The organism is Magnetospirillum sp. ME-1 (assembly GCF_002105535.1).
Taxonomy (GTDB): domain Bacteria; phylum Pseudomonadota; class Alphaproteobacteria; order Rhodospirillales; family Magnetospirillaceae; genus Phaeospirillum.
In genome coordinates this window covers 3,255,663-3,279,721 of sequence record NZ_CP015848.1, presented here as the reverse complement: position 1 = coordinate 3,279,721, position 24,059 = coordinate 3,255,663, and the positions used below count along the sequence as shown (strand labels likewise).

28 protein-coding genes and 1 tRNA gene are annotated in these 24,059 nt (G+C 67.8%); 18 read left to right on the top strand and 11 right to left on the bottom strand.

Going from position 1 to position 24,059, the window contains the following annotated elements; translation table 11 throughout:
• Window positions 1-7: 7 nt before the first annotated feature.
• Entirely contained in the window at window positions 8-547 is a 540-nt protein-coding gene (gene mog, locus WV31_RS15495; RefSeq protein WP_085374416.1) for a molybdopterin adenylyltransferase, read from the bottom strand.
• A 72-nt stretch (window positions 548-619) separates the two neighbouring features.
• Here mog and WV31_RS15490 point away from each other — a divergent pair, with 72 nt between their 5' ends.
• Both WV31_RS15490 and WV31_RS15485 read left to right on the top strand, forming a co-directional pair.
• Window positions 620-943, top strand: coding sequence for a YbjQ family protein (locus WV31_RS15490; RefSeq protein ID WP_085375602.1), 324 nt, complete (start codon window positions 620-622; stop codon window positions 941-943).
• 110 nt (window positions 944-1,053) lie between these two features.
• Window positions 1,054-1,719, top strand: coding sequence for an extensin family protein (locus WV31_RS15485; protein ID WP_085374415.1), 666 nt, complete (start codon window positions 1,054-1,056; stop codon window positions 1,717-1,719).
• Between the two features lie 272 nt (window positions 1,720-1,991).
• On the opposite strand, the gene WV31_RS15480 is transcribed toward WV31_RS15485, so the two are convergent.
• The 4 genes from WV31_RS15480 to WV31_RS15465 form a co-directional block, all read right to left on the bottom strand.
• The gene (locus WV31_RS15480; RefSeq protein WP_085374414.1) at window positions 1,992-2,729 is read right to left on the bottom strand and encodes a PhoH family protein; all 738 of its coding nucleotides are present in this window, start codon (window positions 2,727-2,729) and stop codon (window positions 1,992-1,994) included.
• 294 nt (window positions 2,730-3,023) lie between these two features.
• Entirely contained in the window at window positions 3,024-4,310 is a 1,287-nt protein-coding gene (locus WV31_RS15475; protein WP_085374413.1) for an HlyC/CorC family transporter, read from the bottom strand.
• Window positions 4,311-4,326: 16 nt separating this feature from the next.
• Window positions 4,327-5,442 (bottom strand): 3-dehydroquinate synthase, encoded by a 1,116-nt coding sequence (gene aroB / locus WV31_RS15470; protein WP_145980979.1) that lies wholly within the window; start codon window positions 5,440-5,442, stop codon window positions 4,327-4,329.
• Window positions 5,442-6,014, bottom strand: a complete 573-nt coding sequence (locus WV31_RS15465; protein WP_085374411.1) for a shikimate kinase — start codon at window positions 6,012-6,014, stop codon at window positions 5,442-5,444. The genes aroB and WV31_RS15465 overlap by 1 nt, the downstream gene beginning before the upstream one ends.
• A gap of 178 nt (window positions 6,015-6,192) precedes the next feature.
• Here WV31_RS15465 and WV31_RS22175 point away from each other — a divergent pair, with 178 nt between their 5' ends.
• From WV31_RS22175 to WV31_RS15450, 4 genes are all read left to right on the top strand, one after another.
• Window positions 6,193-6,333: a hypothetical protein gene (locus WV31_RS22175; RefSeq protein WP_168185960.1), complete on the top strand. Its 141-nt coding sequence runs from the start codon at window positions 6,193-6,195 to the stop codon at window positions 6,331-6,333.
• Window positions 6,314-8,080: an antifreeze protein gene (locus WV31_RS15460; RefSeq protein WP_085374410.1), complete on the top strand. Its 1,767-nt coding sequence runs from the start codon at window positions 6,314-6,316 to the stop codon at window positions 8,078-8,080. Before WV31_RS22175 ends, WV31_RS15460 begins: the two co-directional genes overlap by 20 nt.
• The gene (locus WV31_RS15455) at window positions 8,077-9,003 is read left to right on the top strand and encodes a site-specific tyrosine recombinase XerD (RefSeq protein WP_085374409.1); all 927 of its coding nucleotides are present in this window, start codon (window positions 8,077-8,079) and stop codon (window positions 9,001-9,003) included. The genes WV31_RS15460 and WV31_RS15455 overlap by 4 nt, the downstream gene beginning before the upstream one ends.
• 206 nt (window positions 9,004-9,209) lie before the next feature.
• The gene (locus WV31_RS15450; protein WP_085374408.1) at window positions 9,210-9,440 is read left to right on the top strand and encodes a hypothetical protein; all 231 of its coding nucleotides are present in this window, start codon (window positions 9,210-9,212) and stop codon (window positions 9,438-9,440) included.
• Window positions 9,441-9,499: 59 nt separating this feature from the next.
• On the opposite strand, the gene WV31_RS15445 is transcribed toward WV31_RS15450, so the two are convergent.
• Entirely contained in the window at window positions 9,500-10,507 is a 1,008-nt protein-coding gene (locus tag WV31_RS15445; protein ID WP_085374407.1) for a complex I NDUFA9 subunit family protein, read from the bottom strand.
• 218 nt (window positions 10,508-10,725) lie between these two features.
• Between WV31_RS15445 and WV31_RS15440 the strand changes: the two genes are divergently transcribed.
• The 8 genes from WV31_RS15440 (at window position 10,726) to ptsN (ending at window position 17,328) form a co-directional block, all read left to right on the top strand.
• Window positions 10,726-10,812: transfer RNA gene (locus WV31_RS15440), tRNA-Leu, on the top strand.
• 86 nt (window positions 10,813-10,898) lie between these two features.
• On the top strand, window positions 10,899-11,510 hold the full coding sequence (locus WV31_RS15435; protein ID WP_085374406.1) for a ribonuclease D: 612 nt from the start codon (window positions 10,899-10,901) through the stop codon (window positions 11,508-11,510).
• 246 nt (window positions 11,511-11,756) lie between these two features.
• A complete protein-coding gene (locus WV31_RS15430; RefSeq protein WP_085374405.1) occupies window positions 11,757-12,722 on the top strand; it encodes a KpsF/GutQ family sugar-phosphate isomerase in 966 nt (321 codons plus the stop codon).
• Window positions 12,719-13,435 carry an LPS export ABC transporter periplasmic protein LptC gene (gene lptC / locus WV31_RS15425; protein ID WP_085374404.1) on the top strand — a complete coding sequence of 239 codons (717 nt, stop codon included), beginning with the start codon at window positions 12,719-12,721 and terminating at the stop codon, window positions 13,433-13,435. Before WV31_RS15430 ends, lptC begins: the two co-directional genes overlap by 4 nt.
• Window positions 13,432-14,385: an LptA/OstA family protein gene (locus WV31_RS15420; protein ID WP_085374403.1), complete on the top strand. Its 954-nt coding sequence runs from the start codon at window positions 13,432-13,434 to the stop codon at window positions 14,383-14,385. Before lptC ends, WV31_RS15420 begins: the two co-directional genes overlap by 4 nt.
• On the top strand, window positions 14,382-15,179 hold the full coding sequence (gene lptB, locus WV31_RS15415) for an LPS export ABC transporter ATP-binding protein (protein ID WP_085374402.1): 798 nt from the start codon (window positions 14,382-14,384) through the stop codon (window positions 15,177-15,179). The genes WV31_RS15420 and lptB overlap by 4 nt, the downstream gene beginning before the upstream one ends.
• 9 nt (window positions 15,180-15,188) lie before the next feature.
• On the top strand, window positions 15,189-16,697 hold the full coding sequence (gene rpoN, locus WV31_RS15410; RefSeq protein WP_085374401.1) for an RNA polymerase factor sigma-54: 1,509 nt from the start codon (window positions 15,189-15,191) through the stop codon (window positions 16,695-16,697).
• A gap of 166 nt (window positions 16,698-16,863) precedes the next feature.
• Window positions 16,864-17,328 (top strand): PTS IIA-like nitrogen regulatory protein PtsN, encoded by a 465-nt coding sequence (ptsN, locus tag WV31_RS15405; protein ID WP_068431621.1) that lies wholly within the window; start codon window positions 16,864-16,866, stop codon window positions 17,326-17,328.
• A 247-nt stretch (window positions 17,329-17,575) separates the two neighbouring features.
• Here the strand turns inward: ptsN and WV31_RS15400 are convergent, their stop codons facing one another.
• The 3 genes from WV31_RS15400 to WV31_RS15390 all read right to left on the bottom strand — a co-directional run bounded on the left by WV31_RS15400 (window position 17,576) and on the right by WV31_RS15390 (window position 19,393).
• Window positions 17,576-17,809 carry a DUF1150 family protein gene (locus WV31_RS15400; RefSeq protein ID WP_085374400.1) on the bottom strand — a complete coding sequence of 78 codons (234 nt, stop codon included), beginning with the start codon at window positions 17,807-17,809 and terminating at the stop codon, window positions 17,576-17,578.
• A 2-nt stretch (window positions 17,810-17,811) separates the two neighbouring features.
• On the bottom strand, window positions 17,812-18,312 hold the full coding sequence (locus tag WV31_RS15395) for an Hsp20 family protein (RefSeq protein ID WP_085374399.1): 501 nt from the start codon (window positions 18,310-18,312) through the stop codon (window positions 17,812-17,814).
• Between the two features lie 226 nt (window positions 18,313-18,538).
• The gene (locus WV31_RS15390; protein ID WP_085374398.1) at window positions 18,539-19,393 is read right to left on the bottom strand and encodes a DUF4743 domain-containing protein; all 855 of its coding nucleotides are present in this window, start codon (window positions 19,391-19,393) and stop codon (window positions 18,539-18,541) included.
• Window positions 19,394-19,529: 136 nt separating this feature from the next.
• Between WV31_RS15390 and WV31_RS15385 the strand changes: the two genes are divergently transcribed.
• The 3 genes from WV31_RS15385 (at window position 19,530) to WV31_RS15375 (ending at window position 21,473) form a co-directional block, all read left to right on the top strand.
• The gene (locus WV31_RS15385) at window positions 19,530-20,201 is read left to right on the top strand and encodes a glutathione S-transferase family protein (RefSeq protein WP_085374397.1); all 672 of its coding nucleotides are present in this window, start codon (window positions 19,530-19,532) and stop codon (window positions 20,199-20,201) included.
• Between the two features lie 124 nt (window positions 20,202-20,325).
• The gene (locus WV31_RS15380) at window positions 20,326-21,000 is read left to right on the top strand and encodes a polysaccharide deacetylase family protein (RefSeq protein WP_168185959.1); all 675 of its coding nucleotides are present in this window, start codon (window positions 20,326-20,328) and stop codon (window positions 20,998-21,000) included.
• Window positions 20,997-21,473: a GNAT family N-acetyltransferase gene (locus WV31_RS15375; protein WP_168185958.1), complete on the top strand. Its 477-nt coding sequence runs from the start codon at window positions 20,997-20,999 to the stop codon at window positions 21,471-21,473. The genes WV31_RS15380 and WV31_RS15375 overlap by 4 nt, the downstream gene beginning before the upstream one ends.
• On the opposite strand, the gene WV31_RS15370 is transcribed toward WV31_RS15375, so the two are convergent.
• The gene (locus WV31_RS15370) at window positions 21,462-22,085 is read right to left on the bottom strand and encodes a LysE family translocator (protein ID WP_085374394.1); all 624 of its coding nucleotides are present in this window, start codon (window positions 22,083-22,085) and stop codon (window positions 21,462-21,464) included. The two genes, WV31_RS15375 and WV31_RS15370, sit on opposite strands and share 12 nt — an antisense overlap.
• 190 nt (window positions 22,086-22,275) lie before the next feature.
• Between WV31_RS15370 and WV31_RS15365 the strand changes: the two genes are divergently transcribed.
• On the top strand, window positions 22,276-23,172 hold the full coding sequence (locus WV31_RS15365; RefSeq protein ID WP_085374393.1) for a hypothetical protein: 897 nt from the start codon (window positions 22,276-22,278) through the stop codon (window positions 23,170-23,172).
• Here WV31_RS15365 and pdxY read toward each other — a convergent pair.
• Entirely contained in the window at window positions 23,162-24,013 is an 852-nt protein-coding gene (gene pdxY, locus WV31_RS15360; protein ID WP_085374392.1) for a pyridoxal kinase PdxY, read from the bottom strand. The genes WV31_RS15365 and pdxY overlap by 11 nt on opposite strands.
• Window positions 24,014-24,059 lie beyond the last annotated feature (46 nt).

Below are 24,059 nucleotides of genomic sequence, written 5' to 3'. Positions count from 1 at the left end.
CGCCTGCCTATTTGGCCTTGGGCCGGAAGGCCTTGCACACCGCCGGATCGGTGTCGATGAAGGGGCCGCCGATCAGGTCGATGCAATAGGGCACCGCCGGCATCACCGCGTTCAGGCAATCGGCGATGGCCGAGGGCTTGCCCGGCAGGTTGATGATCAGGCTTTTGCCCCGGATCCCCGCCGTCTGGCGCGACAGGATGGCGGTGGGCACCACCTTCAGGCTTTCCGAGCGCATCAGTTCGCCGAAGCCCGGCATCATCTTGTCGCACACCGCCTCGGTGGCTTCGGGCGTCACGTCGCGGGGCGCCGGGCCGGTGCCCCCGGTGGTGACGATCAGGGCGCAGCCCTCCACGTCGGCCAGTTCCTTCAGGGTCGCCTCGATCAGCGCCTGCTCGTCCTCGATGACGCGCGCCACCGCACGCCAGGGCGTGGACAGGAAGCGGTTCATCTCGGCGATGATGGCCGGCCCGCCCTTGTCCTCGTAGATGCCCCGGCTGGCGCGGTCCGAGATGGTGACGACCCCGATGGGGACGGGCTGTTCGGTCATGGCGAATTCTCCTGGCAAAGGAAGACGGAGTGTGATGACCTCGGTCCTATGGGTCAAGAGCACGAGGGCAGCATGATCATCACCACCACCGATTCCGTCGAGGACAAGCGCATCACCGCCTATCTCGGCATCGTCTGCGGCGACGCGGTCATGGGCACCAACATCTTCCGCGACATGATGGCCAGCGTGCGCGACATCGTCGGCGGCCGCTCGGGCGCCTACGAAACCGTACTGCGCCAGGCCAAGGAAGCGGCCCTGGCCGACATGCAGGCCCAGGCCGCCCAACTGGGCGCCGACGCGGTGGTGGCCGTCGATCTGGATTACGACACGGTGGCGGGCGACGGCAAGACCATGCTGATCGTCTCGGCCAATGGCACGGCGGTGAAGCTCGGTTAATCACTCGTTAAGACTTACAACGGGTTCCGGGTGGTTTTTGAGATATTCCGTGACTTTTCGGCCGTAATTGCGCTAGATGATTGGATTCCAGCGCTGCGGAACCGCGACCCTTGTCCAAACGTCTTGTCTTCGCCGTTCTGACCTTGGCCTTGCTGGGCGCGTGCTCCTCACCGCCGCCCCGGCCCGCTCCGCCGCCGCCCATCCTCGATCCCGATTCCGCCTGCCTGAAGGATCTGCGCGACCGCCGTGTGGCCTTCGAGCCGCAGGCGGCGGTCGGCGGCCCCGGTTCGTGCTCCATCGCCAATCCCGTCAAGGTAACCGCCGATTCCGGCACCAGCTGGAACCGCCCCGGCGTGATGTCCTGCTCCATGGCCCGGGTGGTCGATCGCTTCGAAACCCAGGTGGTGCAGGCCGCCGCCCAGAGGATCCTCGGGCAGCGCGTCGCCAGGCTTCATCACATGGGAACCTATGACTGCCGCAACCGCCGCACCGAAACCACCGTTGCCTCCTCGGGCGAGGGCGGCAGCCGCGGCGGGCGGCTGTCGGAACACGGCAAGGGCCAGGCCATCGACATCGGCGGCTTCGAACTGGCCGACGGCACCATGATCTCGGTGAAGAAGGACTGGAAGGGCGCCGGCAAGAAGAGCGAGTTCCTCCAGGCCGTGGCCCGGGCCTCGTGCGAGCATTTCAACGTGGTGCTGACGCCCAACCACAACAAGCTGCACGCCGACCACCTGCACCTGGACATCGGCCCGCACAAGCTCTGTTCCATGTGAGGAATGGCCTCACACCGGTAACGGCTTTCCTCTGGACGCTGTGTCTCTGTGGTGATCTCACCGGCCGCCAAAATTCTTCGGCGCCGCCGAAAGTGGGTCTAACAGGGTGCGGAAAAACTCGTCCCAAGAAGTCGTCATTCCCGCGAAAGCGGGAATCCATGTATCAGCCAACCACATCTTGTGTTGACACTGCCAAATTACGTCAACATAGACCCCCGCCTTCGCGGGGGTGACGAGTAAATAGCGTGGCAGACGAGTTTTTCCGCAGCCAGCTACAGCACCGTCAGCATGCTGGCCACCAGCGGGTGACGGACGATGTCCTTTTCGTTCAGATGCACCACCGCCACGTCGGGCAGGTCCGACAGCCGGGCCGCGATGTCGGCCAGCCCCGACATGCCGGGCAGCAGGTCGCTCTGGTCGGGGTCGCCGGTCAGCACCATGGTGGAATGCCAGCCCAGGCGGGTCAGCAGCATCTTGATCTGGCCGTAGGTGCAGTTCTGCGCCTCGTCGATGACCACGAAGGCGTTGTTGAGCGTGCGGCCGCGCATATAGGCGATGGGGGCGATCTCGATGGAGCCGTCGGCCAGCAATGCCCGCAGCCGCTTGCCGCCCAGGCGGTCCGACAGGGCGTCGTAGAGGGGCCGCAGATAAGGCGCCAGCTTCTCCTGCAGGTCGCCGGGCAGGAAGCCCAGGGATTCCCCCGCCTCCACCGCCGGGCGCGACAGCATGATGCGCGCCACCTTGCCTTCCTCGAAGGCTTCCACCGCCGCCGAGATGGCCAGATAGGTCTTTCCCGTTCCCGCCGGCCCCAGCGCCAGGGTCAGGTTGCCCTCGGTGATGGCCCGCAGCAGCTGGCGCTGGTTGTCGCTTTGCGGGCGGACCTTGCGCACATAGCTCTGGTCGCGGTTCCGGTCGTCCTCGCCCAGCGGGCTCCAGGCCTTCTCGGCGGGATACAGCGACACCACCGGCTCATTCTTCGACGCGGCAACCCGCGTAGCGCGCTTGGCCATCTGGGACTCCTTCGGAATGGGAAAGGAATGAGGGCAACAAAAAAGGGCCTCTCGACACGAGAGACCCCTGATGGGAGAGGCGGAGGATGCTGCGGCCCACCTGCGGCGGGCGACCCTGTCCGGAAATGCCTTCCGGTGCTCGGCTCAAGCAGCGAATCAACGTGGATTCCTCCGTCCGCGATCACAACCCGCAAAAACCTTAACCAACGGAGACTCGGCTTGTCGACAACAAATCGGCCCCGTCACCCGATTGTAATACCATATGTGGAGTTAACGGGATGTGAACGGGGTCACTCAATCGCCGGCGGCCGGGACAGGCGGCGTCACCCGGAGCGAGGTGATCTGATTGCGCTGGCGCCGGGCGATCTCGAAGCGGAAGCCGTAGAAGCGGAACACCTGGCCCACGTCGGGGATCTGCCGCGCCTCGTGCAGGACCAGCCCGGCGATGGTGGAGGCCTCGCCATCGGGCAGCCGCCATTCGAACTGCCGGTTGAGGTCGCGGATGGTCACCGAGCCGTCGATGATGTAGGAGCCGTCCGATTGCGGCCGCACGCCGGCCACCGTCACATCGTGCTCGTCGGCGATGTCGCCGACGATCTCCTCCAGGATGTCTTCCAGGGTGACCACGCCCATCAGGGTGCCGTACTCGTCCACCACCAGGGCGAAATGCTCGCGCCGCGACCGGAAGGCCTGCAACTGCTCCAGCAGGGTGGTGGAATCGGGTATGAACCAGGGGGCCGAGGCCAGTTCGACCACGTCCAGCTTGTCCATCTCGCCTTCCAGGGCGCGGACGGCGCGCAGCAGGTCCTTGGCGTGGACCACGCCGACGATGTTGTCGGGATCGTCCTTCCACAGGGGCACGCGCGAGAAGGGCGAGCCCACCACCAGCTCCAGAATCTCGACGGCGGGCAGCCCGGCATCCACGGTGACCACGCCGCGGCGATGGGTCATCACCTGCCCCACCTCCACGTCGCCCAGTTCCAGGATGGAGCGCAGCATGCGGCGCTCTTCGCGCACTTCCTCCTCGCCGGCATGGACCTCGATGGCGCCCTTCAGCTCCATCATGGAGGCCTCGACGCTGACGGCGGCGGCGTATTTGGCGCCGAACAGGCGGAACACCACCTTGACCACCAGTTCCACGGCATGGACGAAGGGGGTCAGCAACCAGACCACGGCGGTGACCGGGCCGGAGAACAGCAGGGCCACGCGGTTGGCGTGATAGATGGCGTAGGTCTTGGGCAGCACCTCGCCGAACACCACGATGATCACCGTCATGGCGGCCGAGGCATAGGCCACGCCCACGTCGCCGAACAGCCCGACCAGCAGGCCGGTGGCCAGCGACGAGGACAGGGTGTGGGTGAGCGAATTGCCGATCAGCAAGGCGCCGATCAGGCGCTGGCGGGCGTCGATCAGCCGGTTGACGCGCTTGGCGGGAACGCTGCCGTCCTGTTCCAGCTGGTGCATGACCGGGCGCGACACGGCGGTCAGCGCCGTCTCGGTGCCGGCGAAGAACGCCGAGCCCGCCTGCAGCACCACGATGGCGACCACCGAAATGGTGAGAAAAAGCGTCCCCTGATCCATTCCCACCGTCCCCCCCTTACCGTCCGGCGGCCATCTCCGCCAGCATGGACGCCAGTTCAGCCTCCGGCACCTCGCGGGTGAGGAAGCTTTTGCCGATCCCCCTGGCCAGCACGAAGGTGACCTTGCCGTCCTTGACCTTCTTGTCGCCAGCCATGTGGTGGATCAGCCGGTCCACCGCCCACAGCCGGGGCTTGGGCAGGGCGGCGGGCAGGCCCACCGCACTCAGGTGACGTTCCAGCCGCAGGGCATCGGCGGCGGGCGCCAGACCCAGCCGGGCCGACAGGCGAAGCGCCATCACCATGCCGATGGAGATGGCCTCGCCGTGCAGCATCTCGTCGGAGAAGCCGGTCTCGGCCTCGAGCGCATGGCCGAAGGTGTGGCCGAGGTTGAGGAGCGCGCGCACGCCCCCTTCCCGCTCGTCGGCACCGACGATGCGGGCCTTGGCGCGGCAGGACACCGCGACGGCGTGGCGCCGCGCCTCCATGTCGCCGTCGATGACCTTTTGCCCGTTCTCCTCCAGCCAGGCGAAAAACGGCTCGTCGTCGATCACGCCGTATTTCACCACCTCGGCATAGCCGGCCAGCACCTGGCGCTTGGGCAGGGAATCGAGCACCGCCGTGTCGGCCAGCACCAGGCGGGGCTGGTAGAACGAGCCGATCAGGTTCTTGCCCTGACGGGTGTTGATGCCGGTCTTGCCGCCCACCGAGGAATCCACCTGGGACAGCAGAGTGGTGGGGATCTGGACGAAATCCACGCCGCGCAGCAGGATCGAGGCGGCGAAGCCGGTGAGGTCGCCGATCACGCCGCCGCCCAGGGCCACGATCATGGCGCCGCGTTCGGCCCGGGCCTCCAGCATGGCGTCGAGCAGGGCTTCCAGATGCTTGAAGTCCTTGGTCTGCTCGCCGGCCGGCACCACGGTGTGCATGGTGGTCACCCCGGCCTCGGCCAGGCTTTTCTGCACCCGCTCGAGATAGAGCGGCGCCACGTTGGCATCGGTGACCACCAGGGCGCGGCCGCCCCGCATCTTCGGCTTGATCAGCTCGCCCGCCCGGTCCAGCATGCCGGGGCCGATATGGATGGGATAGCTGCGCTCGCCCAGTTCGACCAGGACCTGTTCAGGGGCGGCGCTCATCATTTGCTCTCCGAGTTCAAATGCTTGATCAGACCTTCCATGACGCGGATCACGGTGGCCTCGGGGACTTCGTCGGTGGAATCGACGATGATGTCGGCCTCGGCATAGATGGGATAGCGGGCCTCCATCAGCCGGCCGAGAATCTCGCGCGGGTCGCCCTGCTTGAGCAAAGGCCGGTGGTCGCGGCCCACCGTGCGCTTCAGAAGCAGGTCGAGGTCGGCCCGGATCCACACCGAAGTGCCGGTGCGCTTGATACGCTCGCGGGTGGCGGGATCGACGAAGGCGCCGCCGCCGGTGGCCAGCACCACCGGGGGACCGTCGAGGAGGCGCGAGATCACCTTGCGCTCGCCGTCGCGGAAGGCGGGCTCGCCGAAGCGGGCGAAATAGTCGCTGATGGTGCTGCCCGAAGCGGCCTCGAACTCGGCGTCGGAATCGAGGAAATCCATGCCCAGCCGGGCGGCGAGGCGGCGGCCGACGCAGGACTTTCCCGCCCCCATCAGCCCGACCAGCACGACGGTCCGGCCGATGCGCCCGTCCAGCAGCGGCGCCAGTCTCGCCAGTTCGTCGGCCATGCCCTGATCCACGGTCGGTCCCGTTCCCTTGAAAAAAGCGTTGAGCCGGCGTTGATCCCCGCCGTCTTGGCCGATACACTGCGCCCACGAACGCAATGGGGCCGTCCCTGCCGCTTTTAGCCGCACGCCCACGGTCCTGTCCAGAAATGTCGCTGTCGCGAGAGGTCTTCCGTCTCCCATGAGCAAGATTGCCGGCCTTCTTGTTGCCCTGCTGCTGGCGGTGATCGTCGGCGGCGGATTGTTCCTGTCCACCTGGGACCCGCCGCCCCCGTCGGCGAAGATCGAGAAGGTCGTACCGGATGCCCGCTTCCCGCGCTAAAGCCCTGGCCCTGGCCCTGGGCACAGTTCTTCTGGCGCCCGCCGCCCTGGCCCAGCAGCCGGGCAAGCCGCTGATCCTGACCTCGCCCAATCTGGAGGCCCCACCCCCGGCGGAGGCGCCCAAGGCCGAGGCCCTGCCTGCGCCCCACTCCACCACCAGCACCGCCACCGAATTCCCCGGCGGCCCGGCCAAGCCCGGCCCCCGCTTCGAGGTGGAGGAGCTGAAGGCCCCCGACCCCGATTCGGTGGGAGCGCTGGATGAAAGCCACGGCGGTCTGGGCATGGGCATGTGGCACGGCACCTCCGCCGCCCTGGTGCGCAAGATCCTGCCGGCCCTGCCCGCCGCCCCCGGTTCTCGCGCCGCCCATTCCCTGTCGCGCCGGCTGCTGCTGTCGGCGGCCGCCGCCCCCGAGGGCAATCGCGGCCAGACTCCGTCGCTGCTGGAACTGCGCGCCGAGCGGCTGTTCGCCATGGGCGAGATCGAGGGCCTGGCCTCCCTGCTGAAGGCCGCCCCCGCCTCGCTGGCCTCGCCCGGGCTGTCGCGCCTCAAGGTCGATACCTTCCTGCTGGCCGGCGATGCCAAGTCCGCCTGCGCCGAGGCCGCCGTCCTGGCCCAGGGGGCGCCGCTGGATGCGCGCCTGTCGGTGTTCTGCCAACTCTCGGCTGGCAAGACCCTGGAAGCCGGCATGGCGCTGGACCTGATGCGCGAGCGCAAGGACGCCGACCACGCCTTCATCGCCGCAGCCGAGGTCATGGGCGGCACGCCGCCGGCCAAGGTGGACAAGCTGCCCAATCCCACGCCGCTGCATCTGGCCGCCTTCAAGGCCGCCAAGCTGCCGCTGCCCGCCGACACCGTCGCCAACGCGCCGCCCTCCATGCTGCGCGCCATCGCCGACAATCCCGGCATGGCCGCCGACCACCGGATCACCGCCGCCGAGCGGGCCGAGGCGCTGGGCATCCTCGACACCGAGTCCTTACGCAAGCTCATGGCCGAGGTCACCCTGACCCCGGCCGAGCAGCAGGCCGCCGCCACCCAGGGCGACAAGAGCCCCAGGGGCCGCGTGCTGTGGCTGCGCGCCACCGGCGCCGAGCAGGTCGCCACCGTCCGCGCCGAGCTGATCACCCGCATCCTGATGGCGGCGGCCGAGCGCCACGCCTTCGCCGCCACCGCCCGGCTGTATGCCCCGCTGATCGCCGAGTTGAAGCCGGCTCCCGATCTGGCGGGGGCCGCTCCCATGCTGGCCCGCGCCCTTTACGCCGTGGGACGGTCCGAGGCGGCGGGCAACTGGCTGGCCCTGGCCAAGACCGACCCGGCCGCCGCCAAGCTGGCCGCCGGGCTGTGGCCCCTGGCCCGCATCGCCCGCGTCGGCCTCGATTCCAGCCCCGCCGAGTCCTTTGCCGCATGGCTGGAAGGCTCGCAACCGAACGAGCGCCGCACCGTGGTCACCCTGTCCATGCTGCAGGCGGTGGGCGAACCCATCCCCGCCTCGGCCTGGATCACCCATGCCACCGGCACCATCACCGGCACCGGTCCGAAGCCGGCGCTGAAGGCGCTGCTGCGCGCCGCCGCCGAAGGGGCGCGCCGGGGCGAAACCGCCCTGCTGTCGGTCGCAGCATTGGGCGAGGGGGGGCTGGAAAGCGCCGATCCCGACACCCTGAACCGGGTGGTGGTGTTCCTGCGCCAGGCCGGGTTCGAGCGCGAAGCCCGCGAACTGGCCCTGGAAGCGGTGCTGGCCAACGGCGGATGAGCGAAGCCTTCGACCGACACGTCGAGGCCTTCCTCGAAATGATGCAGGTCGAACGGGGCGCCAGCCCCAACACGCTGGACGCCTATGGCCGCGATCTGGCCGATTTCGCCGAGTTCCTGAGCGGGCGGGACCTCTCGCCCCTGCGCGCCGACCATGACGCCGTCGCCGCCTATATCGCCCGCCAGGCCGACATCGGCATGGCGGCCCGCACCCAGGCCCGGCGGCTGTCCTGCCTGAAGCAGTTCTACGGCTTCGCCTTCGCCGAGCGCCTGCGCCCCGACGACCCCACCGCCAATGTCGATGCGCCCCGCCTGGGCCGCCCTTTGCCCAAATACCTGCGCAAGGAGGAGGTGACCGCCCTGCTGGACGCCGCCCGCGCCCTGGACGGCCGCGACGCCACCCTGATGACCGCCCTGCTGGAGACCCTCTACGCCACCGGGCTGCGGGTCTCGGAACTGGTGTCGCTGCCGCTGGCCGCCGTGGCCCGCGACCCCGCCGTCCTGATCGTGCGCGGCAAGGGCTCGAAGGAGCGCATGGTGCCGTTGTCCGACCCGGCTCGCGCCGCCTTGACGGCCTGGAAGGCGGAACGAGCGGCCATGCTGCCCAAGTCCAGGCCGTCGCGCTGGCTGTTCCCATCCTTCGGGGCCACCGGCCACCTCACCCGCGACGGCTTCGCCAAGATGCTGGCCCGGGTGGCGGTCCAGGCCGGCCTGGACCCCGCCAAGGTCTCGCCCCACGTGCTGCGCCATTCCTTCGCCAGCCATCTGCTGGCCGGCGGCGCCGACCTGAGGAGCGTCCAGGAGATGCTGGGCCATGCCGACATCGCCACCACCGAGATCTACACCCACCTGATCGACGACGAGGCGTCGCGGCTGGTCCGCGCCCATCATCCCCTGGCCGGCAAGACAGCCCAAAAGACCTAGCGCACCCGAGCCCGCTTATGCCCATACGCATATACACCTAAAAGGCGCCATCACACCTGATCCACCGATAAGCATTTTCACTTATTCACGCTTCGTTCCGTTGACAGAGTGGTAATACCCCGCCAATTCTGTAGGTGTGCCGGGGAGTTACCCATTACATCCCCGGCTGAGGGTATCACTCGCTCTGGTTGGGGAGAGCACCGGACATGACCGACGACGAGTTCACGGAGACATTACGGCGGCTGGGATTGTCCCAGGCGGCCCTGGCCCGGCTGCTCGACGATTTGGGCGAACAGCAGCCCGCCCCCACCACCGTGTGGCGCTGGGCCGACGGGCGGTCCCGGGTTCCCATCGGGGTCGGCGCACTGCTGCGGCTGCTGGAGCAATTGCCATCCGATCTGCGCAATCAGGTGACCCGCAAGGCGCTGAGGGCCTGAAGCCAAGAAAAAGGGCCGCCCCAAGGCGGCCCTTGATCATTTCCCGAAATGCTCCGGCGTCACGCCGCCTGATCGCGGCCGGGCGGCAGCTGCTTGCCGTAGCGCTTCATGTAAAGCGGCAGGATTGCCTCGGCCGAGGTCGGCGTGATGCCCAGCTCGGTCAGGCCCGGCTTGCCGCCGCGGACCACGTTGTCCACCTTCATCATCCGCACCTGATCCTTGGTCAGCAACGGCGCGGGCAGCATCTGCAGGAAGGTGGCCTGCAGCATGCCCAGGCCGAAGGGCAGCGGCACCAGCAGGCGGTCGCGGCCGGTGGAGGCGTTGACCAGTTCCATGACTTCCTTCATGGAATAGCGGCGCGGCCCGCCCAGTTCGAAGGTCTTGCCCGCATGGCGGGGGTCCTCGAGCATGGAGACGATGGCCTGGGCCACGTCGGAGACGCTGACCGGCTGGAAGATGGGGCCGCCCGACCCGAACAGGTCGATGGAGCAGCCCGCCTCGCTGCACACCGGCTTGAAGCCGTCGCCGGTGAACACCGGCAGCACCGGCGATACCATGGACAGCTTGCCGAAGCGGTTGAAGAAGTCGTCATCGGGGCCGAACACCACCGAGGGCCGCACGATAGAGGCGCCGGGGAAGGCGGCGGTGACCGCCTCTTCGCCGGCGGCCTTGGACCGGGCGTAGGCGGCATCGGAATTCTTGTCCGCGCCCAGCGCCGACATGTGCACCAGCCGGGTGACGCCGGCGGCCTTGGCAGCCTGGGCCACATTGGCGGCGCCCTTCACATGGATGGCATCGAAGGTGGCCCGGCCGCTCTCGTAGAGAATGCCCACCAGGTTGACCACCGCGTCCACCCCGGCCACCGCCATGGCCACCGACTTGGAATCGGTGATGTCGGCGCGCAGCGGCGTCACCTGTCCCACATCGCCCATGGGCTTCAGGAACTCGGCGGCGATGGGGTCGCGCACGGCGGCGCGCACCACCCACCCCTGGGCGGCGAGACGCTTGACCACGTTCCTGCCGATGAAACCCGAACCGCCGAATACCGTGACAACGCGCCGCGCCATGCCGTCCCTCCATATCGTCCGGCGGCATTCGCGCCGCCCCCTAGCCAAAACAAGGCTAAATCTTTGGGTCGGAAGCTAGCCCATAAGCCGCCCGGGTGTAAAGGGTGCGGGGGTCCGAACAAAAAAGCGGTTTGGGGCGAAAAAACATCGTTGACACCGCCGGCCGCCTCGCATATTTCTTCGCGCCTCGGACGGCTGAGGCGGTCCGGGGGCTACCTGCCCAGGTGGCGGAATTGGTAGACGCGCACGGTTCAGGTCCGTGTGGCAGTGATGTCGTGGAAGTTCGAGTCTTCTCCTGGGCACCATCTCTTAACCGCGGCGCGGTCTAGCTGATGGATACATCGGACGCGGAGCCGCCCTCCCCCAACCGGGGAATAGAAGGAGCGGCTCCGTGACCGTTTTCTACCACAAGAACGATCTCCCCGACGGCCTTGACCTCGGCAAGCTGGTCGCCATCGATTCCGAGACCATGGGCCTCAACCTGAGCCGCGACCGCCTGTGCGTGGTGCAGCTGTCGGCCGGCGACGGCGACGCCCATGTGGTGCACTATCCCAAGCCCGAGTGGAATTCGCCCAACCTGGTCCGCATGCTGTCGGATCAGTCGGTGACCAAGCTGTTCCACTTCGCCCGCTTCGACGTGGCCATGCTGCGCCGTTACCTGGGCGTGCGCTGCAATCCGGTGTTCTGCACCAAGATCGCCTCGCGGCTCACCCGGACCAACACCGAGAGCCACAGCCTCAAGACGCTGTGCAAGGAATTCCTGGGCGTCGATCTGTCCAAGCTGCAGCAAAGCTCGGACTGGGGCGCGCCCGAGCTTTCCGCCGACCAGCTGGCCTATGCCGCGTCGGACGTGCTCTACCTGCACCAGCTGAAGGAGCGCTTCGAAACCCTGCTGGACCGCGAGGGCCGCCGCGCCCTGGCCGAGGCCTGCTTCGCCTTCCTGCCCGACCGCGCCGAGCTGGATCTGGCCGGCTGGGACGCGGAAGACATCTTCTCGCATTGATTTTTCAGCCCTTTCCTTGCCGTCACCCCCGGACTTGATCCGGGGGTCCAAGGATGGCCGGGTCAAGCCCGGCCATGACGGGTAAAGAAGGGGTATCCACCCAAGTCAGCCCCTCAGCCACCGGGCCGGAATGCACGAAACGGACCAACCGCCTTCGTTTTGCCTTTCCGTCATGGGTCCGTTGCGTATAGTTATGCACCCTCGCCGCCAAGAGCGGGGAACGGATCAGTTTGACCGGATGCAGTAATGACCGCCGATTCCGATGCCCTCGCCACCGCCCGCCGGGTTCTCGACACCGAGGCCCGCGCGCTGGATTCCCTGGCGGCGGCGCTCGACGGCCCCTTCCTCAAGGCCGTCACCCTGATCGAGGGCGCGCCGGGACGGGTCATTGTCACCGGCATGGGCAAGAGCGGCCATGTGGGGCGCAAGATCGCCGCCACCCTGGCGTCCACCGGCTGCCCCGCCTTCTACGTCCACCCGGCCGAGGCCAGCCACGGCGATCTCGGCATGGTGACCCGCGACGATGCCGTGGTGGCGCTGTCCAATTCGGGCGAGACGCCGGAACTGGGCGACATCATCGCCTATACCAGGCGCTTCGGCATCGGGCTGATCGGCATCACGTCGAAGGACGGCTCGACGCTGGCCACCGCCGCCGACGTCGCCCTGGTGCTGCCCGCCAATCCCGAGGCCTGCCCCATGGGGCTGGCGCCGACCACCTCGACCACCATGATGCTGGCGCTGGGCGACGCCCTGGCGGTCACCCTGCTGGAACGCAAGGGCTTCACCGCCGCCGACTTCAAGGTCTTCCACCCCGGCGGCCAGTTGGGCCAGCGCCTGCTCAAGGTCTCGGACCTGATGCATGGCGGCGACGGCCTGCCCCTGGTGGGCGCCGATGTCGCCATGGCCGACGTGCTGCTGGTGATGACGGCGAAAAGCTTGGGGGTCGCCGGCGTGGTCGATGCGGACGGCAAGCTGGTCGGCATTCTCACCGACGGCGACTTGCGCCGCCATATGAGCCCCGACCTCCTGACCGCCAAGGCGGCGGAGGTGATGACCGCCTCGCCGCGCACCGTGCCGCCCAACCTGCTGGCCGCCGAGGCGCTGCGCCAGATGAACGCCCGGTCCATCACCAGCCTGTTCGTGGTGGAAAGCGACGCAACCCCGGTGGGCGTGCTGCACGTCCACGACTGCCTGAGGGCCGGCCTGGCATGAGCCTGCACGCCGACAGCGGGTCAGCGCCGCCCCAGCAGCGGCACCCCAACGGACGGCACCTGCGGGGGCCGCGCCGCGGCCCCTTCGCCGACCACACCCATTTCGTCTCGGTGATGAAGATCGCCCTGCCCGCTTTGGCCGCCCTGCTGCTGGGCCTGGTCGTCGTGTGGCCCAAGCTGTCGCGCCTGGACAGCGGCTTCAAGCTGGGCTTCGCCAGCCTGTCGCCCAAATCGGTCGACACCCTGGTGATGAAGAACGCCCGCTATTTCGGCGTCGACGAGTCCAACCGCCCCTTCGCGGTCACCGCCGACACCGCCACCCAGGAGCCCGGCAACCAGGACCTCATCCATCTGGTCAATCCCAAGGCCGACTTCACCTCGTCCTCGGGGGCCAATATCGTGGTGGATGCCGTGGCCGGCATCTATCATCAATCCACCAAGGTGCTGGACCTGTCGGGCGGCGTGAACCTCTACCACGACAGCGGCTACGAGATTCACACCCCCACCGCCACGGTGGAGCTGACCAACAACGCGGCGCGGGGATTCGAGCCGGTGGCAGGCCACGGCCCGCAGGGCGCCATCCGCTCGGCCGGGTTCGAGATCACCGGCAAGCGCCACGACATCACCTTCACCGGCAAGTCGCAGCTGAACCTGCGCGCCGTCAGCCACAAGGCCCCGGGAAAGGGCCAGGGCAAGGGAGCCAAGACCCGATGAAGCCGCCCGCTCTGATACCGCTGATCGCCGCCGCCGCCCTGATGGCGGCCCTGCCCGGCTCCGCCCTGGCCCAGGGCTTCGAGATGAGCAAGTCCGGCGACCAGCAGATCCAGGTCTACGCCGACAACGGCATCGAATGGCATTCCGAGGAGCTGCGCGTCATCGCGCGCGGCAACGCGCATGCCATCCGCGGCAACATGACGGTGGACGCCGACGTGCTGACCGCCCATTACCGCAAGGGCCCCAAGGGCGACGAGATCTGGCGCCTGGACGCCGACGGCAACGTGGTGATCCGCTCGCCCAACGACACCGCCACCGGCCACAAGGCCATCTACGACCTGGACAAGTCCATCTTCGTGCTGAAGGGCGCGCCGGCCAAGCTGGTCACCCCCACCGACACCTTCACCGCCACCGACAGCCTGGAATACTGGGAACTGAAGAAGATGGCGGTTCTGCGCGGCGACGCCGTCGCCACCCAGCAGGGCGAGAAGACGCTGAAGGGCGACGTGCTCACCGCCCATTTCAAGGACAAGTCGGCCACCGCCCCCAAGGCGGGCGCCAAGCCGGCCCAGCCCGGCCAGTCATCGGGCGGCGACGGCAACGGCCTGGAACTTCAGCGCGCCGACGCCTACGGCCATGTGGTGATCCAGTCCAAGACCGAGACGGTAACCGGCGAGAGGGGCGATTACGACGCCGAAACCGGTATCGCCACCGTCACCGGTTCGGTTAAGATCAGCCGCGAAGGCGGAAACCAGCTGGAAGGGGGATGGGCGCACGTGAACCTCAACACCGGGGTCAGCAAGCTGTTCCCCACCGCCGCCGGCGCCGCCGAAAGCGGACAGAGGGTCCAGGGCCTGTTCATTCCGCAGAAAAAGGGCGATAAGGGCGAGCCGCCGGGCAAGGCGGGGTTTGTCGGCAACGTGCCGGCATCCGGATCGGGGGGACGATGAAAAGCACCAAGCCAGCCTCGCCTTTTACCGCCGGAAGCCCCAGCGTCTCCGGGCCGCGCCTGGTGGCCGACAATCCCGGTCTGGTGGCCCGCAACCTGGGCAAGAGCTTCAAGGGCCGCCCGGTGCTGCGCGACGTCTCCATCTCGGTGCAGCGGGGCGAGGCCGTGGGCCTGCTGGGCCCCAACGGCGCCGGCAAGACCACCTGCTTTTACTGCATCACCGGCCTGATCAATCCGGATGTCGGCTCCATCCTGCTGGACGGCACCGAGATCACCGATCTGCCCATGTACCGCCGCGCCCGGCTGGGCATCGGCTACCTGCCGCAGGAAGCCTCCATCTTCCGGGGGCTTTCGGTGGAGGGCAACATCATGGCGGTGCTGGAAGTGGTCGAGGCCGATGCCGAACGCCGCCAGCACGATCTGGAAAGCCTGCTGGCCGAGTTCTCCATCAGCCATCTGCGCCGGGCGCCCGCCATGGCGCTGTCGGGCGGCGAGCGCCGCCGCGTCGAGATCGCCCGGGCACTCGCCTGCCGCCCCCATTTCATCCTGCTGGACGAGCCGCTGGCCGGTATCGATCCCATCGCCGTGTCGGACATCCGCGATCTGGTGGCCCACCTCAAGCATCGCGGCATCGGGGTGCTGATCACCGATCACAATGTGCGCGAGACCCTGGACCTCATCGACCGCGCCTATATCCTGCACGACGGCGCGGTGCTGATGGAGGGCCGCCCCGCCGAGATCGTCGCCCACGAAGGGGTGCGGCGCGTCTATCTCGGCGAGCGCTTCAGCATGTAACGCCTCGCCATGGCCATCGGTCCCCGGCTTGATATCCGCCAGACCCAGTCTCTGGTGATGACGCCGCAATTGCAGCAGGCGATCAAGCTGCTGCAATTGTCCAATTTCGAGCTGGCCGCCTTCATCGATCAGGAGCTGGAGCGCAACCCGCTGCTGGAGCGCGAGGAGGGCGAGCGGGGCCTGGAGTCCGCCGAGCCCAAGGCCGATGCCTCCGACCTGCCCGTCCTCGATTCCGCCCCGGCCGAGACGCCGCTGCTGGACGGCATGACCCCCGGCTCGGCCGAGGACGGCATGGACGTGGATTACGACAACACCTTCAACAACGACAGCGCCTCCGACGCCGTCCAGGACGAATCACTCAGCCAGTGGGGCAATGTCAGCGGCGGCGGCGGCTTCGAGGACGGCGAATCCAGCCTGGACCAGATGACCGCCGGCGAGATCAGCTTGCGCGACCATCTGGCCGCCCAGGTCAACATGGACATCCCCGCCCCCGCCGACCGCCTGATCGCGCTCCACCTGATCGAGATGCTGGACGAGGCCGGCTACCTGATCGGCGACCTGGACGAGCTGGCGGAAAAGCTGGGCTGTTCGCGCCAGCATGTGGAAGTGGTGCTGCGCCGCGTCCAGGGCTTCGACCCCGTGGGCGTCTTCGCCCGCTCACTCAAGGAATGCCTGGGGCTGCAGCTGGCCGAGAAGAACCGCCTGGACCCCGCCATGCAGGCGCTTCTGGACAATCTGGAGCTGCTGGCCCGGCGCGACCTGCCCGGCCTGATGCGGGTCTGCGGCGTCGATGCCGAGGATCTGGCCGAGATGATCGGCGAGATCAAGGCGCTGGACCCCAAGCCGGCGCTGGCCTTCGACCACGTGGTGGCCCAGCCGGTCACCCCCGACGTGCTGATGCGCCGCACCCAGGACGGCGCCTGGGTGGTGGAGCTGAACTCCGACACCCTGCCCCGCGTGCTGGTCAACACCCGCTACTATTCCAAGATCGCCGGAGCCGCGCGCAGCAAGGACGACAAGACCTACATCTCCGAGCGCTTCCAGTCGGCCAACTGGCTGGTGAAGTCGCTGCACCAGCGCGCCACCACCATCCTCAAGGTGGCCACCGAGATCGTGCGCCAGCAGGACGCCTTCTTCCGCCTGGGCGTCCAGCACCTGCGCCCCCTGGTCTTAAGGGACATCGCCACCGCCATCTCCATGCACGAAAGCACGGTCAGCCGCGTCACCTCCAACAAGTACATCGCCACCCCCAGGGGCATCTACGAGCTGAAGTACTTCTTCACCCAGGCCATCAGCTCGGCCGATGGCGGCGACGCCCATTCGGCGGAAGCGGTGCGCCACCGCATCAAGGCGCTGATCGATGCCGAGGGCAAGAGCGTGCTGTCCGACGATTCCATCGTCGACGCGCTCAAAGCCGAAGGCATCGACATTGCCCGCCGGACGGTGGCAAAATACCGGGAAGCCATGAACATCGGCTCGTCGGTCCAGCGCCGGCGCGAGAAGTCGCTGGGCATGTGATTGGCCCCTTCGTCCGCCATGCTTGACTTCGGACAAGTCGGGGCCTATTTTCCGCCCGCCCCGTGGGAGAGACGGGACGGGGAGCTTAGGCGCGGTAGAGCGTATCCCGCGCGCGTTATGTGAAGACCCAGCGGAACCAGGCGTTCCGCGCTCATAGGGTGGATTCATGGAAATCACCGATCTGATCAGCCCGGCCGCCGTCATTCCGAATTTGCGCGCTACGTCCAAGAAGCAGGCGCTGCAGGATCTGGCCAAGAAGGCTGCCGAGATTACCGGCCTGCACGAGCGGGCCATCTTCGACGTGCTGCTGGAGCGCGAGCGTCTGGGCACCACCGGCGTCGGCAACGGCATCGCCATCCCCCACGGCAAGCTGCCGGCCATGGAGCGCCTGTACGGCGTCTTCGCGCGGCTGGAAAAGCCCATCGCCTTCGAATCCATCGACGAACAGCCGGTTGACCTGATTTTCCTGCTGCTGGCCCCCGAATCCGCCGGCGCCGACCATCTGAAGGCCCTGGCCCGGGTGTCGCGTCTGCTGCGCGACAAGGGCGTGTGCGAAAAGCTGCGCGGCACTGACAATGCCGACGCCCTCTACGCCCTGCTGACCGAAAGCCCGGCCAGCCGGGCGGCGTAGTTTCGCGGAAAGTCCCTCGGCTACGCCTCGGTGTACTTTCCGCGAGGATCTATTGAAAAAATGGGCTTAAGGCGGCTTCGCGCCCATTTTTGACTCATCTTACCCAATCCGAGACATTCGTCTCGGATTGGGGAGAAATAAAGCAAAGCCCGCGCGCCGGACCGCCCCAAGCGCGGGCTTTTCCTTATTCTTCCATCGTGAAAAGTACACTGAGCCCGCAGGGCGAAGGACTTTTCACGACGTCACGTCAGTGCACGCTCATGGGCTCCATCTCGTGCTGGACGATGGCGGCGAAGGCGGTGTCGCGCGACGGCGCCGCGCCGATCACCGTGCCGTCGGCGGCATGGATGGACCAGCCGCCCTGGCCGCCGTTGTCCTCGTGCTTGAAATAGGCAATGGCCGGCATGCCCCAGTTGAGGAAATCCGTGGCGCTCATCAGGTGATGGCCCATGATGGCGTTTCTGTTGTCCGTGGTCTTCATGTTCAGACCTCCCTCTTGTGGCCGGTTCTGGCCCGGGATGACGCCGGCGAGGCTTCGTCGGCGGAAACGGTGATGGTATGGGGGGCTTCGCCCGCCCGTCCGATGGGAATGGTGCGGACCTTGGGCTCCGGCACCCGGCGGATCAGGTCCACGTGCAGCAGGCCGTTGTCCAGCGAGGCGCCCATGACCTCCATGCCGTCGGCCAGCAGGAAGGCGCGCTGGAACTGGCGCGACGCGATGCCGCGATGGATGAAGATGCGATTGCCCTCGTCCTCGGACTGGCGGCCGCGGATGACCAGCTGATTATCCTCGAGCGCCACCGACAGGTCGTCCCACGAGAACCCGGCCACCGCCAGCGTGATGCGCAGGCCGTTCTCGGAAATCTGTTCGATGTTGTAGGGCGGATACCCCTCGGGCGAGGTCTTGGACATGCGGTCGAGCAGCCGGTCGAAATGGTCGAAGCCGAGCAGCAGCGGGGAATTGAACGCGGACAAACGGGACATGATCTTCGTTCTCCTCGGGCATGAGCGAGTACGCCAAGGAAGGGCCCGACACCGGCACCCTTCGTCATATTATCTTGGTGGGAATTAAAGGATCGTCAAGCGCCCCTGAACTTGTCATCCCGACGACCAGGGGGAGGAGGGATCTCATTCTGGCACGGTTTTTCAGGATCGGCAGCCCCGCTTCAAGCGGAGATCCCTCGGCTGCGCTCGGGATGACAGGCGGCTCTCAGCCGCCTTTCCTGAGCCCGCTGACCAGGTCGACGTAGTCGTGCTCGACGTCGGGCGAGATCAGGCCGTGGCGGATCAGGAAGTCGATGATCACCAGATTGACGTTGAACTTGAACTCGTCGGTGTCCCTGACCAGACGGGCCACGTCCTCCACCGGCATCAGGGTGAAGCCCTGCAGTTCGCCGTCGGTGTTGCGCGGCGTGAAGCCCTCGGGCACCTCCAGGTCGTAGCAGAACATCACGTCGGGCTTGAGGCCCCACTCGTCCTCCAGGCAATAGGAGACCACGCCGACGGGGCGCGCGGTGGCGGCCAGCGCCGCCGGAATGTCGGCCTCCTCGGCCGCTTCCTTGATCAGGTTGTCGGCCAGGGAGAGGTCACTGGGCTGGCCGCCGGCCACCATGTTGTCCAGCTTGTTCGGCGCCACGCTCTTGTCCTTGGCGCGCCGGCCGATCCACAGGTGAAGGCCGTCGGGGCGGCGCACCAGGCCGTTGACGTGGACGCCATAGGCGCGGATGCCGAACAGGCTGACCACGCCCCGGTCGATGCTCATCAGGGCCGGATCGCCGAAGCGGGCCGAGACCCTGTAGCGCTCGCCCCGCAGCTTGGGCGTGCCCCAATCTTCGGCCAGTTCGCGGGCCACCTCGTCGATGGCGTTGCTGCGCGCCTCGGGCGTGGCCAGGCCCGGGTGGAGGCTGACGCCCTCGATGGACACCCGGAAGGCCTCGGGAAAGGCGGCAAGCCGCTGGGCCACGTCATGGCGGACCCAGCCGATCCACTTGCCCTCCACCGAGAACGGCCGGAACTTGGCCAGATCGTGGCGGTTGCAGGTGCGGATGTGGTCGAGAAAGGCCATGATTCGGGCTCCGGCGAAGGATGCGCCAGGGTGCAGAAGCCGCCCGCAAACGTCAAGGCCGCCTGCCGTTTAAGAAATGTTCATATGGGGCCTCCACCCTCTATTCTCTTTGCGGGAAAAGCGGTAAAAGAGACGCATGAGGACCCTTTACCATCACCCGCTCTGCCCCTTCTCGCGCCTCGTGCGCGTCGTGCTCGCCGAGAAGAAGCTGGACTTCGAGCCCCAGATCGAAAAGACCTGGGAGCGCCGACCCGAATTCCTCGCCCTCAATCCGGCGGGCCAGCTGCCCGTGCTGATCGAGGACGACGGCACCGCCCTGGCCGATTCCACCGCCATCGTCGAGTATCTGGAAGAGACCAGCCGCGAGACCCCGCTGCTGCCGGCCGACCCCCTGGCCCGCGCCGAGGTGCGCCGTCTGGTCGCCTGGTTCGGAAGCAAGTTCCACGCCGAGGTCACCGACCATCTGGTGGGGGAAAAGGTGTTCAAGCGCCTGGAATCGGGCAAGAACGAGCCGGATTCGCGCCGCATCCGCGCCGGCTACGCCCATATCCACCAGCATCTGGACTATGTGGGCCATCTGGCCGAACGCCACGGCTATCTGGCCGGCGGCGTGTTCACCCTGGCCGACATCGCCGCCGCCGCCCAGATTTCCGCCGTGGATTACGTGGGCGACGTGCCGTGGGACCAGCACGCCCCGGCCAAGGACTGGTACGCCCGCGTCAAGTCGCGGCCCAGCTTCCGCGTGCTGCTGGCCGACCACCTGCCCGGCCTGGCACCCCCCCGGCACTATGCCAACCCGGATTTCTAGAATGCCGCGCCTCAAGGGTGAGGCGCGGCATTCTAGCTTTATCATTGCCCCTCGCCGGGCGCGCGCCTCCGCGCGCTTGGCCGCCGCCTCCCTGCGGACCATGGTCCGCCCGGGCCTATGGGCAATGGCGGCTGTCGCGGCTCTCCTCCTCCTCCTCGCCGCCCCCGCCCGCGCCGAGGTCATCGAGCGGCTGCCCACCCCCACCGCCGACAAGGTGGTGGCGCTGACCTTCGACGCCTGCGAGGCAAGGGGCCAGCCGGCCTTCCTCGACCAGACCATCCTCGACGTCCTGGTCGCCGAGCAGGTGCCCTACACCATCTTCGCCACCGGCCTGTTCGCCCGCCGCAACGCCGAGGCGCTGAAGACCCTGGCCGCCAGCCCCCTGGTGCGGGTGGAAAACCATTCCATGGCCCACCCCCGCCACATGGAACGCTTCGACGCCGCCGCCATCCGCAAGGAGGTCGAGGACGCCGACGCCGCCATCCAGGCGGTGACGGGCCGCAAGCCCCGCTTCTTCCGCTTTCCCGGCGGCGACCACGACAGCCGCAGCCTGGCCGAGGTGGAAGCCACCGGCCACAGAGTGGTGCACTGGAGCTTCCCCTCCGGTGATCCCGCCCCAGGCGTCACCCCCCGGCATCTGACCGAATGGGTGCTGTCCCGGACCCGCCCCGGCGCCATCCTGATCTTCCACGTCAACCGCCGCGCCCCCGCCACCGGCCCCGCTTTGCCCGCCATCCTGGCCGGACTGCGCGCCAAGGGCTATCGCGTCGTGCCCCTGGAGGAGGCCTTGCCGCCATGACCGTCATCGCGCTGGACGGCGCCCTGCTCCGCCCCCTTGACGCCGCCGACGCCCCCGCCCTGGCCCAGGCCCTGGCCGCCATGGATCCCTGGGCCCGGCTGGGCTATGGCGCGCCCGCCCTGGAGCGTTACCTGAAGCGCGGTGATCCGGCGCTCACCCGCTGGATCGTGGAAAGAAACGGCCGGACGGCCGGCCTCCTCGCACTCCGCTCCCCCTGGCTGCGCGGCCCCTATATCGAGCTGTTCGCCATCCTGCGTGAGGTCCAGGGACACGGCCTGGGCGGCACGGTCATGGACTGGACCACCCGCCACGCCGCCGAAATCGCCCCCAACCTGTGGGCCTGCGTCTCCGACTTCAACGCCCCGGCCCGGGCCTTCTACGCCCGCCACGGCTTCGCCGAGGTGACGGGGCTGGACGGACTGGTGAGCGCGGGAACGAGCGAGATTTTGCTGCGCCGCCGCCTACAGCAATAGGCTGCCCAGCGCCGCCCCCCCGAACACCATCAGCATGACGCCGGACAGGTGGTTGAAGCGGCGCATGCGTTCCGGCGTGAAGCGGTTCCTGGCCGCGGATGCCAGGGCCGACAGGGTCAGCCACCACAGGGCCGAACCGGCGAAGATTCCCGCCACCAGCAGGGCGGTCGGCAGGCCGATGCCGGGACGCCCCATGGGCCCCAGGGCGGCGAAGACGCCGGCCACCCCGAAGATGGTGCCGGGATTGGTGATGGTGATGGCGAAGGTGGACAGGAAGTCCCGCGCCATGCCGGGGCCCTTGCCCGGTTCGGCCTCCACCATGACCGCCGCCGAGCGCCAGGTGTGAACGCCCAGCCCCAGCATGAAGACGCCGCCGACCACCTTCAGGGTCACCATCTGGCCGTCGATGAAGCTCATCACCGCCCCGATGCCGAAGGCCGCCACCGCGCCGAACAGAGTATCGGCCACCGCCGCCCCCAGCCCGGCGACGAAGGCCGCCAGCCGGCCATCGGCCAGGGCCTTCCTGATGCACAGGATGCCCACCGGGCCGATGGGCGCGGCGATGGCGAAGCCGATGGCGATGCCGCGCAGGAAGGGAATGACGGAGTCCACCGGACGACCTTCGACGGGAAACGGGGCGCCAGGAAAGACCAAAACCTCGCCCCAGGCAACACTCTCACCCACAGCCACGGATTGCCAAGCCGGATTCCAGACGCCCTCTGCCCGAGCCATGGCCTCGGCCATTTACCAACGAGATGCCTGTGTGTATATTTTTCTCCTATTCATAAGAGGGAGGGGCGTCATGACACTGGGACCCGTCATCAATGTGGCCATCGGCATGATCATGACCTTCGCGGTGATGGCCCTGGTGGTCAGCGCCGTCTATCAGGCTCTGTCCACATTCTTCCAGACCCGGTCGACCAACCTCCGCGACGGCATCGGCGCCCTGCTCAACGACCCCACCTTCAGCGGCCTGGCCGGCCGGCTGTTCACCCATGCGGCCGTCCACCCGCTGGGCGACGGCAAGCCCCTCGACCAGCAGGCCAAGGGGACGCTGCCGACCTTCGTCGCCCCTATGCAATTCGCCCAGGCGTTGGTGGAGGTGATCCAGACCCCCGACCCGGTGGGCAAGCTGGGCCTCAAGGATGCCATCGACCGGATCACCGACCCTCAGATCAAGACGTTCCTGAGCGGCGTCTATGCCCGGGTCGACGGCGACGCGGCCCGCTTTCACCAGGAACTGGCCGGCTGGTTCGATGGCGCCATGGAGCGGGTGCGGGACAACTTCAAGCGCAACTCGCAGAAGTGGACATTCCTGATCGCCCTGATCCTGGCCGTGGCCCTGAACATCGACGCCTTCCACATGGCCAGGGCCATCTGGGCCAGCCCCGAACTGGTGGCTCAGGTCAAACCGCTGGTCAACGACAACACCAAGGCCATGGAGGATCTGGCCGCCCTGGCCGCCGCCGGGCTTCCCATGGGCTGGAGCGAGGTCGAGCTTGGACGCCTGATGGCGGGCGGCGGCAAGGACTGGCTGGCATGGCTGCTGGCCAAGTTTGTCGGCTGCCTGTTCACGGCGTCGGCGTCCATGCTGGGGGCACCGTTCTGGTTCGGCCTTCTGAGCCAGATCCGCGGATCGAGCGTCGCCCCGGCCCCCCAGGCGGCTCCGCAATCCGCCCCCCAGCCCTCTATCCCTTGACCGGCAAGGGCGGGAAGAAGCGGGTGGGAAGGATGATCTCGTCCTGGCCCGCCACCAGGGCCAGTTCCCGCCCGCCCGCCGCCCGGCTCTTCTCCAGCACCCCGTAGAGGCTGGAGACCGCCATGGACAGGGCCTCGGGCAGGTCGCACCCCTTGAGGAGGTGGGCCAGCAGCAGCGCCGACAGGGTGTCGCCGCCGCCGTTGGGCGGCGTGGAGAAGCGCAGCCGGGGGGTGCGAACCACCCAGGCCCCCTCGCCGTTGACCGCCAGGCAGCCGATCATGCCGTCCCCCGCCGGCAGGCTGGTGGCGACCACCGCCTTGGTTCCCCGCTCCATCAGCAGGCGCGCCGCCCCGATGGCGTCCTCGGCGGTGGCGATTGACCGACCGGTCAGTATTCCCAGTTCGAAGCAATTGGGCGTGACGATGTCGGCCAGGGGAGCCAGGACGTCGGCGAAGACCCGGGGGATGCCGTCGGCCACATAGAGGCCGCCATCCTCGTCGCCCATCACCGGATCGCAGACATAAAGGGCGGCAGGATGGACGCGGCGCAGGCGGCGCACCGCGTCGGCCACCACCCGGCCGGTCTCGGCCAACCCCAAATAGCCGGACAGCACCGCACCGAACGTATCCAGCAATCCGGCGCCGTCCAGGCCGTCCACCACGTCGCCGAGCGATTGGGCCGGATGGGCGCCGCCGCGCCAGGCGCCGTAGCCGGGATGGTTGGAGAACTGCACGGTATCCACCGGGCACGCCTCCAGCCCCAGGCGCTGCAGGGCGAAGATGGCGGCGGAATTGCCCACATGGCCGAAGGCCACCGCCGATTGGAAAGAAAGAATCTTCATCTCCAGGCCGGTATAGACGATGCAATGTTGCGCCGCAACCGGACCA

Coding starts and splice junctions, on each gene's coding strand:
- WV31_RS15475 (WP_085374413.1), bottom strand. CDS start 4,310: ATGGATCAGGGGACGCTTTTTCTCACCATTTCGGTGGTCGCCATCGTG.
- WV31_RS15385 (WP_085374397.1), top strand. CDS start 19,530: ATGAGGACCCTTTACCATCACCCGCTCTGCCCCTTCTCGCGCCTCGTG.
- rpoN (WP_085374401.1), top strand. CDS start 15,189: ATGGCCATCGGTCCCCGGCTTGATATCCGCCAGACCCAGTCTCTGGTG.
- mog (WP_085374416.1), bottom strand. CDS start 547: ATGACCGAACAGCCCGTCCCCATCGGGGTCGTCACCATCTCGGACCGC.
- WV31_RS15390 (WP_085374398.1), bottom strand. CDS start 19,393: ATGGCCTTTCTCGACCACATCCGCACCTGCAACCGCCACGATCTGGCC.
- WV31_RS15420 (WP_085374403.1), top strand. CDS start 13,432: ATGAAGCCGCCCGCTCTGATACCGCTGATCGCCGCCGCCGCCCTGATG.
- WV31_RS15365 (WP_085374393.1), top strand. CDS start 22,276: ATGACACTGGGACCCGTCATCAATGTGGCCATCGGCATGATCATGACC.
- lptB (WP_085374402.1), top strand. CDS start 14,382: ATGAAAAGCACCAAGCCAGCCTCGCCTTTTACCGCCGGAAGCCCCAGC.
- WV31_RS15450 (WP_085374408.1), top strand. CDS start 9,210: ATGACCGACGACGAGTTCACGGAGACATTACGGCGGCTGGGATTGTCC.
- WV31_RS15445 (WP_085374407.1), bottom strand. CDS start 10,507: ATGGCGCGGCGCGTTGTCACGGTATTCGGCGGTTCGGGTTTCATCGGC.
- WV31_RS15490 (WP_085375602.1), top strand. CDS start 620: ATGATCATCACCACCACCGATTCCGTCGAGGACAAGCGCATCACCGCC.
- WV31_RS22175 (WP_168185960.1), top strand. CDS start 6,193: ATGAGCAAGATTGCCGGCCTTCTTGTTGCCCTGCTGCTGGCGGTGATC.
- lptC (WP_085374404.1), top strand. CDS start 12,719: ATGAGCCTGCACGCCGACAGCGGGTCAGCGCCGCCCCAGCAGCGGCAC.
- WV31_RS15430 (WP_085374405.1), top strand. CDS start 11,757: ATGACCGCCGATTCCGATGCCCTCGCCACCGCCCGCCGGGTTCTCGAC.
- WV31_RS15395 (WP_085374399.1), bottom strand. CDS start 18,312: ATGTCCCGTTTGTCCGCGTTCAATTCCCCGCTGCTGCTCGGCTTCGAC.
- aroB (WP_145980979.1), bottom strand. CDS start 5,442: ATGAGCGCCGCCCCTGAACAGGTCCTGGTCGAACTGGGCGAGCGCAGC.
- WV31_RS15380 (WP_168185959.1), top strand. CDS start 20,326: ATGGCGGCTGTCGCGGCTCTCCTCCTCCTCCTCGCCGCCCCCGCCCGC.
- WV31_RS15480 (WP_085374414.1), bottom strand. CDS start 2,729: ATGGCCAAGCGCGCTACGCGGGTTGCCGCGTCGAAGAATGAGCCGGTG.
- ptsN (WP_068431621.1), top strand. CDS start 16,864: ATGGAAATCACCGATCTGATCAGCCCGGCCGCCGTCATTCCGAATTTG.
- WV31_RS15460 (WP_085374410.1), top strand. CDS start 6,314: ATGCCCGCTTCCCGCGCTAAAGCCCTGGCCCTGGCCCTGGGCACAGTT.
- WV31_RS15375 (WP_168185958.1), top strand. CDS start 20,997: ATGACCGTCATCGCGCTGGACGGCGCCCTGCTCCGCCCCCTTGACGCC.
- WV31_RS15400 (WP_085374400.1), bottom strand. CDS start 17,809: ATGAAGACCACGGACAACAGAAACGCCATCATGGGCCATCACCTGATG.
- WV31_RS15465 (WP_085374411.1), bottom strand. CDS start 6,014: ATGGCCGACGAACTGGCGAGACTGGCGCCGCTGCTGGACGGGCGCATC.
- pdxY (WP_085374392.1), bottom strand. CDS start 24,013: ATGAAGATTCTTTCTTTCCAATCGGCGGTGGCCTTCGGCCATGTGGGC.
- WV31_RS15455 (WP_085374409.1), top strand. CDS start 8,077: ATGAGCGAAGCCTTCGACCGACACGTCGAGGCCTTCCTCGAAATGATG.